Here is a 9,998-nt window from a genome sequence, read left to right as displayed (position 1 = left end):
GCATAGATATGCCTCTTTCTTAACTATGCTTATTCTACCTCATATTTTCGAGATCCTTAACAGGTTCTAATATTCAGTTTAATGTAAATTAGAAATATTCTGCAATTTTTTATTGATGTGCAAAAATATTCCTGTCATGAACGTCAAGATTTGTGGGATGAAATGCGCCAAACTCCTGGAACTTTTATAATACGAAAAAGAAGTAATAACGTTGCAGATGAATTAGAAATTCCAGTTATAACAAGTGACATTCTATCAGAAAATCCAGGACTTGAAAGTGCTGGCAGTAAGCAGACAGAAAAAAATATTGTGGACAGAGGAACAAATATTATGAACAATGAAGAGGTTTCAATAGAGGAAGCTATAGGTAATAATTATGAGGAGGGTGAAATGGGTAAAAGAAGCAAAAAAAAAGGTGTTACGCTACTTGCTAGTTTTGTTAGGAAAAAGATTAGTGAAATTATAAGCAAAGGTAATGATAACTTAAACTTAGAAGAGGAATTTAAAAATGTCCTGACGTTTGACAATCGTGATTCTGCACTAGAATACGCGAAAAGTCAAGAAGGTCCCTTTAAGGATAAAGTAGTAGCTTTTTTAACCCTACAAAAAAATAAGAAAGATGGTGCTCAAATCAATGGCAAGCAGTCTGCTAATCCAAGCAATACTGTACTATCTGTTCAACCAACTACACCTGAAACGCCTAATGCTTCTTCAAGTGAGAATAGTTTCCAGCTTGAAGGTGATCAAGATACACAACCACTTTTACTACAGAGTTCTGTGAGTGGTGATGAGCATAGTGGCACTCCTTCAAACCCTAGCAGCGAATATGTTGTAATTCCTTCAGGTTCTGGCAGCAGCTCTCCAATTCAGGATATAGTTAATGAAGAAGAACATGTAGCAACTAAAATAAATAATGAGGAGGTCTCTACGTTCAAAGATAATGACAGTCTGGAAAATATACAACCAGAAACTTCAGATGGTAATGGTGAGCGTGAGCAAAATTCTGCTCAACTAATCAATATGCCTGAGAGTGAAGATCAAGAGCAAACTCCTGTTCAACTTGCTGGGCATGCGTCACAAAAGGATGATAATAAAAAAGATACGCAGCCAAAACCTGCACCAGAACCAATACCAACGTCTTCAGTAGCTAACAAAATCTCTGAACAAGAAGATGATACTCAAACCAATGGCAAGCTGCCTAATAATCCAGGAAATGGAAGTATTACTGCAGCACAAAATACGCAAAAGAGTAAGTGGCCTACCGTAGCTACATGGACGTTCGCAGTAGCTGGAATACTTGCAGGGGCTGCTGCACCGGCTGCATATTTTGCTTTTAGTGTTAGCTTGCTGACAACAGGAATAATAGCAGGTGTTGGAGCTTGTTGTCTGGTTGCCGCTGCAATTATATACTACTGTACACCTAAAAGCCAAGTTGAAAACAACGAGGTTGAAAAATCTTTCAACACGGGGAAAGTACCTACTGCCGTACATGTATAATAAATATAGTAGTTTACCATTTAATAATTTGTTATAATTATGTTAATTATCGGTAAATAAGGACTTGGTAAACTACGAAGAAATATTCTTGAATAAAATAAAAGATATAAAAGATGAGGGGCGCTACCGTGAATTTACGCACTTTGCGTCATTGCCAGGTAGGCTCCCCCACATTATGGACTATGAAAGAAATAGGGAAGTAATCGTCTGGTGCAGTAATAACTACTTAGGAATGTCACAAAACGAGAAAGTTATTGCCGCCATTCAAAGTTCATCAATTGGTGCGGGGGGAACAAGAAATATATCTGGTACAACAAAAGAGGTTGTCGAACTTGAAAAATCCTTAGCTTGTTTGCATAAAAAAGAGGCTGCTTTAACTTTTGCTTGTGGCTACCTTGCTAACCAGACTACACTTAGCACTTTATCGTCTATTATCCCAAATGTAGTAATTTTTTCAGACGAGAAGAACCATTCTTCAATGATAGAAGGCATAAAATCAGGAAAAAGACCAAAACATATATTTAAACACAATGATGTTGATCACTTAGAGCAGTTGTTAAAATCCGTAGACACAAAAACACCAAAGATAATAGCACTTGAATCTGTATATTCAATGGATGGCGATGTAGCGCCGCTTGAAACGATATGCGATCTTGCAGATCAACATAATGCAATCACCTATTTGGATGAGGTGCATGCAGTTGGCATGTATGGTTTACATGGTGGCGGAATTGCAGAAAGAGAAGGCCTGATGGATAGAATAACCGTCATTCAAGGTACACTATCGAAGGCTTTTGGAGTGATGGGTGGGTATATAGCGTCTTCAAAGAGCTTGGTAGATGTAATAAGAAGTTCCGCTCCAGGATTTATTTTCACCACTGCTATGTCGCCTGTTTTAGCAGCGGCAGCAAAGGCAAGCGTTGAACACCTAAAATCGAGCAACATTGAAAGGGAAAAGCAAAAGCAAGTCGTTGAAAAAGTAAAAAACTCACTGAGAAATACAGGAATTAACTTCATTCCAACAGAAACTCATATAATTCCAATAATAATTGGCGACCCAGAGTTATCCAAAGGAGCATCAAAATTATTATTTGATGAGCATGGAATATACGTTCAACATATAAATTATCCAACAGTGCCAAGAGGAACTGAGCGTTTCCGTATTACCCCTACACCTTATCATACTGATGAAATGATGGAACATTTAACAGAATCTCTTGTAAAAGTTTTCGAAAAGTTGTCTATCTCTGTAGCCTGTTTATCCTAATTTAATATCGCCAGCAATAATCAATCCGTTGTCTTCCGTTAGCCTTCCACCGCTTTCTTGCAGAAAAAGTCTACCGAGCAAGGCTTTATATTTGTTAACTCCAGAGTAAACTGCTCCTCTGTGCCTTCCTGCTGCAAGGTACGCAAAGCCTAAAATTGTTGAACCGATGGAGCGTACATTACTATTGCCAGGCAGCAATTTATTTAATAAATTACCACTTACATCTATTAGACCCCCTTCACGGCTTTTCACCCGCATTTTTATATGACGAGATCTAAAGTCCTCAAGAAAAGCACCTTTCTTTTCTTCTGCCCAAAAAGTTTCTCTAAGAGCCGGAGCATCAATTACAGCTGCCACAACTTTATTTTTATGAATGAGACAGACTGATACTGCAAAATAAACCATGCAACTAGAAAAGTTCTCCCTGCCCTCTATAGGCATAATAAACCAAGTATAACCGTTATCTTTTATTTCTTGGTCAGTATCATCTTCGGAAATAAACCCATAGTCTCGTTTGTAGTCGTGCAAGCAATCGTATATGGTTTGCTTGGATTTTGAATAAGTTTTATTAATGAAGTCTGCTGATTTAACATTAGAAATTTGCAATTCATTAAAATCGCGCATAAGCTGCCTGGAAGCACTACGCACAGAATCAAGCATCACATTAATTCGTGGCGATGAGATGGACATCCTTCCTTTTACTCTTTCACTCTTTCATAATAGCTGTCACCTGGAGTATATACTACAATTTTATCCTCTTCTTTTATAAATTGAGGCACGTTAACGCGCATTCCGTTTTCCAAAATTGCAGGCTTATAAGAAGCAGTAGCAGTTTGTCCTTTAATAACAGACTCTGTTTCTTTCACAGCAAGCGTAACATAATCAGGCACATGCGCAGAAATTATTTTGTCTTGATAAGCTACAACTTTAATTTTCATGTTATCCTGTAAATAAATTTTTTTTTCTCCCAATAAGTCCAAATTTATAGTGATTTGCTCGTAATTACTTGGATGCATAAGATTTACAATGTTTCCTTCAGTGAAAAGGTAAACATATTCCTCTTCATCTAAAATTGCCCTTCTGATTGTTGCATCAGAACGAAATCTTTCATAGTGTTTTGCTCCGGTCTTGATATTTTTCATTTCAGCTTGTATGTATGCACCACCTTTACCAGGTTGAGTATGCATAATACCTACAACCCAAAATAATCCGCCGTTATGTTCCAACACCTGACCTGGTCTAATATCGTTAGCTCTTTCTGCCATAATTACATTTTCAGTTTAATCTTACAATTATAAATAGCTTTATATAAATATCAAAGTCTTTATTAGTCAATAAATTCTGGTATATTTAATACTATATACCTCCCCTTTATATTTATATGTGGAAATATCTCTTTAGTGAAAGACAGCATAATACGTTTTTTTGTGCTGATAACTAAAATTTCTAATATATCCCCTGAGCCGAAATTATACACAGATTTTACATAGCCATATAATTCATTACTTTTCAGCCTTACTTCCATATCTACAAGGTCACTTTGGTAAAATTCATCCTCATCATTTAGCTCTGGTAACTTGCTTCTTTCTATATATAGCTTCTTATTCCTTAAAAGCTCTGCTTCATTACGGGAATTTACTCCGCTTATTGTAGCTATTACTAAATTATCACCTATGACGGATACTGAGTCTATTTTATAATTCTCATCACCACTTATTAGCTTACCATATAAGAAGGTATTTTCAGGCTTTTCAGTAAAGGTTTTTACTTTAACAGCTCCTTTAATTCCGTGAGGAGAGGTAATAATTCCTAAGCATACCAGATTGTCGTTCATATTAATGCAAGTATCTAATCAGAAGATTTCTCAGATAAATATTGAGTCAAAATCTCGATGCCTTCATCAATCTCTTTTTCAGTGATAATGAGTGGAGGTAAAATTCTCACAACGTTATCTAATGTTACCCCAACAGTAAGCAAGCCGCGATGACTTAACTCTTCTGCAAACTTTTGATTGTCTGCTTTCACTTTTATTCCAAGCATTAACCCTTTCCCTCTTACTTCCTCTATTATTGGAAATTTACTTGCTAAGTCTTCTAGTTTATTTTTTAAGTATTTACCTCTAATTTCAACATTTTTCAAAAAGCCGGGGCTGAGCAATTCTTCGAGCACAGCATTACCTACTGAGGTTGCAAGCGGATTGCCACCAAAAGTGGAACCGTGCATACCAACTGCCATATATTTAGCAGCCTTTTCAGTTGCAAGACAAGCCCCCAGCGGAAACCCGCCGCCTATTCCCTTTGCAAGAGCACATATATCAGGTTCCACTCCTATATGTTCGTATGCAAATAATTTTCCTGTCCTGCCAGCACCGCATTGCACGCAATCAAAAAATAACAATATGTCATTTTCATCACACAGCTTTCTTAGTTCTTTCATAAAGACTTCATTCATTACTTTGATACCACCTTGCCCTTGTATTGGTTCTATTAATATAACGCCTATACCACTTGAAATTGCTTTCTTTACGCTCTCAATATTGGGCTCGATGTTATCACACCAATCAATGTAGGGATTTAGTAATTCAGAAAATTTCTGTTTATCGTTTGTAGCACAAGTTAAAAAGGTTCTTCCATGAAATGCACCATGGAATGTTAAAATTCTGTGACGATTTTTATTGCCTTTTCCATTTTGATAGATCCTAGCAATCTTAAGCCCACATTCTACTGCCTCTGATCCAGAATTTGAGAAAAATACAGTGTCAGCGAAACTGTTGTTTATTAATTTTTCTGCAAAATTATTGGCAGCAGGTATATTATAGGTATTTGATATATGCCATAATTTTTCTCCTTGCAATTTAAGAGCACTAATTAATCGCGAATTAGTGTGACCTAAGCTACTAACGGCTATTCCGGAGTGAAAATCTACGTAGCGCTCACCATCAACATCATATAGGTAGATACCTTTGCCATGAGAAAAATTTATATTAACAGGAGAATAAACTGGCAAAATAGGAGAAATTGTCATAAAATGTTATATGCTAAATTTTGTTATTAATAACATAAAAACCGTTGTTTCACAATAAGAAGGATATGTATAAGCTAGGTAAATTGGTGTTTTCTGCGTTGAAGAAAAACAAATACACAAAAGTTATTGTATTACTCTCATCGATCTTTATGATTTTATTCAGTGTGATATATTGTAATCATTTACTAAGGAGTAATTTCCTTTCTTCTTACCGTGATTCAAGTGTAAACTTAAAAAGCGTACTGGAAAATGGCATAATAAAAAAATACCATTATTTACTAATAGAAAAGCATCACATTAAATACAAAAATTTTGACTACATAAACCAACTAGTAAAACTACGTGCTGAATTATTACAATCAGTGAGCAAAGTAAAGGATTTCAGCTTAATACTGTATGATAAAAACGGCAGAATAATATTCAGTAATTTTAACACTCAAGATTATGATTATGAACAGTTACTTACAAACGATGAAATTGATAAACTATTAAGTAACCAAGAAATATTTTATACCACAGGAAATACATTAACTTCTATTTTCCCTATATTCCATGAAAATAGCGTTAAACCGTCGTTTTTTTTGAAGATTCTTCGAAACTACAATAATTCTTATGTTATAGCATATGGCCTGTTTTTAACATTTTTGGGCCTATTATTAATAATCTTAATATTGATAATGTTCTATTTGCACTTTTCTAATGCCCAAATGCTAGCCAAGCAACATAAAACTAACATTGAATTACAGCAGATAAAAGAGACATTAGAGCAAGAAAATGCAAACAAGCTAAAGTTTTTTGCAAGCGTTACACATGAATTACGCACACCTCTTAATGCTATTATTGGATTTGCGGAGTTGATCAAAAATAAAACTTTAGGTTCAATGGATAATTCTCAATACAAGGAGTATGCAGACGATATATATAATGCAGGAACACACTTACTTACCTTAATTAATGATGTGCTCGATTTTTCTAAAGCTGAATCAAGTAGTTTAACAGTAGAAAAAGTGAAGTTTAACCTGAACAAAATAATGGATTCATGCGTAAATATGCTATTACCTAAATTAAAAGAAGCCGGGATTAATTTAAAAAAAGAGATGACTAATAAACAATTATTAGTCATTGCAGATCCCAAGAGAATGAAACAAGTTATAATAAATTTATTATCAAACTCAATCAAGTTTACTCCCAAAGATGGTTTAATAAGAATGGTGATAAAAGAAAATATAGAAAAAAACTTATTAACTATTGAGTTTCATGACAATGGAATAGGAATAATGCAGCAGGACATATATAAAGTTATGTCTGTTTTTGGCCAAGCAGATTCGGGGTATAGAAACGAAGGTACGGGCATCGGATTGCCGCTAAGCAAGAAATTAGTAGAGTTAATGGGTGGAACTTTTGACATTAAAAGTGAAGCAAAACTTGGTACTACGATAACATTGAACTTCTTTTATGAAGAACAAACATGTGAAGATTCGATTGATTTTTAATAGGATCTATTTGATATGGCCTTACATCAGACGAAAACCACACTTTATCAAAAGCGGCAAGCCGAGAAGGTAGGCAGAAATTCATTAATAAGCCCCCATCAAGGATCTTATCTGTTAGCTATATATAAAATTTGATACTCTGACTACAATATACTACTATAGACGGAAGTGTTATTAATGGAGCAAGGTATGGAATTAGCAGTAGGAAATGATGCACCCGATTTTAGCTTGCCAGCAGATTCTGGTGAAAATTTATCACTGAGTGAATTTTTTGATAAAAAAAATGTAGTTCTTTATTTTTATCCTAAAGACGATACTCCGGGTTGTACAATGGAGGCAAAAGGCTTTAGAGATAAAATAGATGATTTTTCTTTCCTTGACACAGTGATAATTGGTATATCAAAAGATAGCGTTAGATGTCACACTAACTTCAAAGCAAAATATTCTCTGCCGTTTTATTTAGTTTCTGATGAGAATGCTGAAATGTTGGGAAAATATGGTGTTTGGGTAGAGAAAAGTATGTTTGGCAAAAAGTATATGGGAATAGAACGCACTACTTTTTTAATAGATAAAAAAGGTAAAATAGTGAAGATCTGGAAAAATGTAAAAGTTAGTGGACATGTTGATGAGGTTCTGGAAGAAGTAAAGAGAATATAAACTAAAGAATAGGTTAATGGCTACCCATTGCTACATAAAAAAGCTGAAATTACATAATTTTCGTAGCCACTCAAACTTTGAACTGGATTCAGATGATAGCTCAGTTGTAATAACTGGCAAAAACGGTATTGGTAAAACTAATATACTTGAAGCAATCTCGTTGCTTGCTAAAAGCAATGGAATGAAAAAAGCGAAAGCCAGTGAGATACAAAATAGATTCAGTAATGAAGATTGGGTAGTGCAATATGATTTTTTTAATGGAATGGATTTTAATTCAATTGGTATCGCAAAGAGTTTTGATAAGAAACTAATACAAATTGATGGAAAAACGCAATCGAGTTATTCATCTTTGTATAAGATATCCAATGTAATATGGCTGATTCCACAAATGGACTATGTTCTTCTTAATTCTCCAAGTGACAGATTAAAATTTTTAGACCGTATAGTCTCACTGTTTGAGGAAAATTACACTTGCTGCTACATGAAACACAGAAAAGCTAAACGTGAGCGAAGTAAACTGTTAAGAGAGAACACCTTGGACGAAAATTGGCTCTCTAGTCTTGAAAACATAATGGCCGTTAATGCAGTTAGTATTTTACGTATGCGATCGTCTGTTTTAAAGACACTACAAGGCACAATTGATAACCATTCCAGTGAGTTTTTTCCGAAGGCAAGTTTGAAATTCAGCAGCCAGCTAACTTTGGACGATACTGCAGAATATTTTCAGAATCGTCTAAAGGAAAACAGAGAAAAAGATTCATTGACTGGTAGAGTAACCTTTGGTGTGCATAACGATAATTTTCGGGTTTTTTGTCAAAAAAGAAACGTACCAATAAATCTGTGCTCCACTGGAGAACAAAAGTTATTACTGCTTTCTATTATTTTATCCAGTGTAAAAGCAAGGTGTATTCATTACAATAAGGCACCACTTCTTCTACTTGATGATATAATGTCTCATCTGGATAAACATTACAGAAAGGCGTTAATGGAGGAAGTGTTAAGTATTCAATGTCAAACTTGGATAACTGATGTAAATCAAGATAATTTCAATAGCTATCTTTATTCTTTCAAGTTTTTTGAATTATCAAATGAATAGTACCTCTTTCAAAGCTCATACAGGCAACTCCCAATTGTAAATTCCGGCAATTAAACCTCAAGCCAGAACATTTCTGTTTTTTTTACTTTAAATTAAATGCAAAAGTTACTTTACAAACTTCGCCAGTCCCCTTATCATGAAACTGAAGCTATTTATTTATCTTCGCAATCTCTGCGGTGGATTAATGACAAAAAACTTAATGTATTTGGCGTAAATCATGCTTAATTTTTGCACTATGTGCACCTCATGTCTTTATGAAACTTCTAGGTTTCTACCTATATAAGCTGAAACGCGCTTACAAAGCGTTTAAGACAGCAAAAAACGTCAAATTGACAAGGGAGAATTTGAATGCTAGCCACCCTAGGGTTTCTTTGCCTTTTTTTCTGTTTAGTAAATTTCTTAACGTTTATAATTTAGATTAGTTGCGGCTTAAAAGCGGCTGAGTCACGGTTATTAAGCGTTTAGAATAAAAAAACGCCAATATTTTAAAGCGGATAATAACCCCAGGGCTTCTTTTGCCTTTTTTTTCGCTTGGTAAATTTTTTAATACTTAGATTAGTTGCAATTTAAGAGACCAGAAATGGTCAGTGCTTGGCACTGGAATAACGTCCTCCTTTGTTATCCCAGTGCCCAGACACTGGGGTCCAGGAAACTTAATTGCAAGTAACGCATTGGATTTGGTGAGTATGGGTTTTATGTTATAGAATGAAACACTTTTGGTGAATTTGTAAAGAAAACTGGATCCCAGTGTTTGGGCACTGGGATGACAAGGTATAAACCTTATCGTCATGCCGCCGCGAACCGTCATACCGCGATTCATTCGCGGTATCTCAGCCGCTAACAAGAGATCCCGCTAACAAGTAGCGGGATGACGGTTGTCGTTCAGCCACAAACATTAAGAAATTTACCAAACGAAAAAAAGGCAAAAGAAGCCCTGGGGTTATTATCCGCTTTAAAATATTGG

At 35.1% G+C, this 9,998-nt stretch carries 10 protein-coding genes; 5 read left to right on the top strand and 5 right to left on the bottom strand.

The features are described 5' to 3' along the window. Positions 1 to 117 precede the first annotated feature (117 nt). Both OZD63_RS02760 and hemA read left to right on the top strand, forming a co-directional pair. A complete protein-coding gene (locus OZD63_RS02760; RefSeq protein WP_275008057.1) occupies positions 118 to 1,497 on the top strand; it encodes a TomO hydrophobic C-terminal domain-containing protein in 1,380 nt (459 codons plus the stop codon). A 64-nt stretch (positions 1,498 to 1,561) separates the two neighbouring features. Continuing rightward, positions 1,562 to 2,764, top strand: a complete 1,203-nt coding sequence (gene hemA / locus OZD63_RS02755; protein ID WP_275008056.1) for a 5-aminolevulinate synthase — start codon at positions 1,562 to 1,564, stop codon at positions 2,762 to 2,764. Here the strand turns inward: hemA and OZD63_RS02750 are convergent. From OZD63_RS02750 to OZD63_RS02735, 4 genes are all read right to left on the bottom strand, one after another. Next, positions 2,756 to 3,454, bottom strand: a complete 699-nt coding sequence (locus tag OZD63_RS02750) for an inositol monophosphatase family protein (RefSeq protein WP_182321100.1) — start codon at positions 3,452 to 3,454, stop codon at positions 2,756 to 2,758. The genes hemA and OZD63_RS02750 overlap by 9 nt on opposite strands. 8 nt (positions 3,455 to 3,462) lie before the next feature. Next, on the bottom strand, positions 3,463 to 4,029 hold the full coding sequence (efp, locus tag OZD63_RS02745) for an elongation factor P (RefSeq protein WP_275008053.1): 567 nt from the start codon (positions 4,027 to 4,029) through the stop codon (positions 3,463 to 3,465). A gap of 62 nt (positions 4,030 to 4,091) precedes the next feature. After that, a complete protein-coding gene (rimM, locus tag OZD63_RS02740; RefSeq protein WP_274979904.1) occupies positions 4,092 to 4,598 on the bottom strand; it encodes a ribosome maturation factor RimM in 507 nt (168 codons plus the stop codon). Positions 4,599 to 4,612: 14 nt separating this feature from the next. Continuing rightward, complete coding sequence (locus OZD63_RS02735; RefSeq protein ID WP_275008052.1) at positions 4,613 to 5,788, bottom strand: aspartate aminotransferase family protein; 1,176 nt, start codon at positions 5,786 to 5,788, stop codon at positions 4,613 to 4,615. A gap of 65 nt (positions 5,789 to 5,853) precedes the next feature. On the opposite strand from OZD63_RS02735, the gene OZD63_RS02730 reads away from it, so the two are divergent. The 3 genes from OZD63_RS02730 to recF all read left to right on the top strand — a co-directional run bounded on the left by OZD63_RS02730 (position 5,854) and on the right by recF (position 9,034). After that, positions 5,854 to 7,281 carry a sensor histidine kinase gene (locus OZD63_RS02730; protein WP_274979906.1) on the top strand — a complete coding sequence of 476 codons (1,428 nt, stop codon included), beginning with the start codon at positions 5,854 to 5,856 and terminating at the stop codon, positions 7,279 to 7,281. A gap of 189 nt (positions 7,282 to 7,470) precedes the next feature. Further along, a complete protein-coding gene (gene bcp, locus OZD63_RS02725) occupies positions 7,471 to 7,938 on the top strand; it encodes a thioredoxin-dependent thiol peroxidase (protein WP_274979909.1) in 468 nt (155 codons plus the stop codon). A gap of 16 nt (positions 7,939 to 7,954) precedes the next feature. Continuing rightward, positions 7,955 to 9,034, top strand: a complete 1,080-nt coding sequence (gene recF, locus OZD63_RS02720) for a DNA replication/repair protein RecF (protein ID WP_274979907.1) — start codon at positions 7,955 to 7,957, stop codon at positions 9,032 to 9,034. A 550-nt stretch (positions 9,035 to 9,584) separates the two neighbouring features. Here recF and OZD63_RS02715 read toward each other — a convergent pair. Beyond that, the gene (locus tag OZD63_RS02715) at positions 9,585 to 9,854 is read right to left on the bottom strand and encodes a hypothetical protein (RefSeq protein WP_274979908.1); all 270 of its coding nucleotides are present in this window, start codon (positions 9,852 to 9,854) and stop codon (positions 9,585 to 9,587) included. Between the last annotated feature and the right edge of the window lie 144 nt (positions 9,855 to 9,998).

The sequence above is a fragment of the Wolbachia endosymbiont of Drosophila leontia genome (genome assembly GCF_028981785.1).
Classification (GTDB): domain Bacteria; phylum Pseudomonadota; class Alphaproteobacteria; order Rickettsiales; family Anaplasmataceae; genus Wolbachia; species Wolbachia pipientis.
This window is presented reverse-complemented; position numbering and strand designations above follow the sequence as displayed.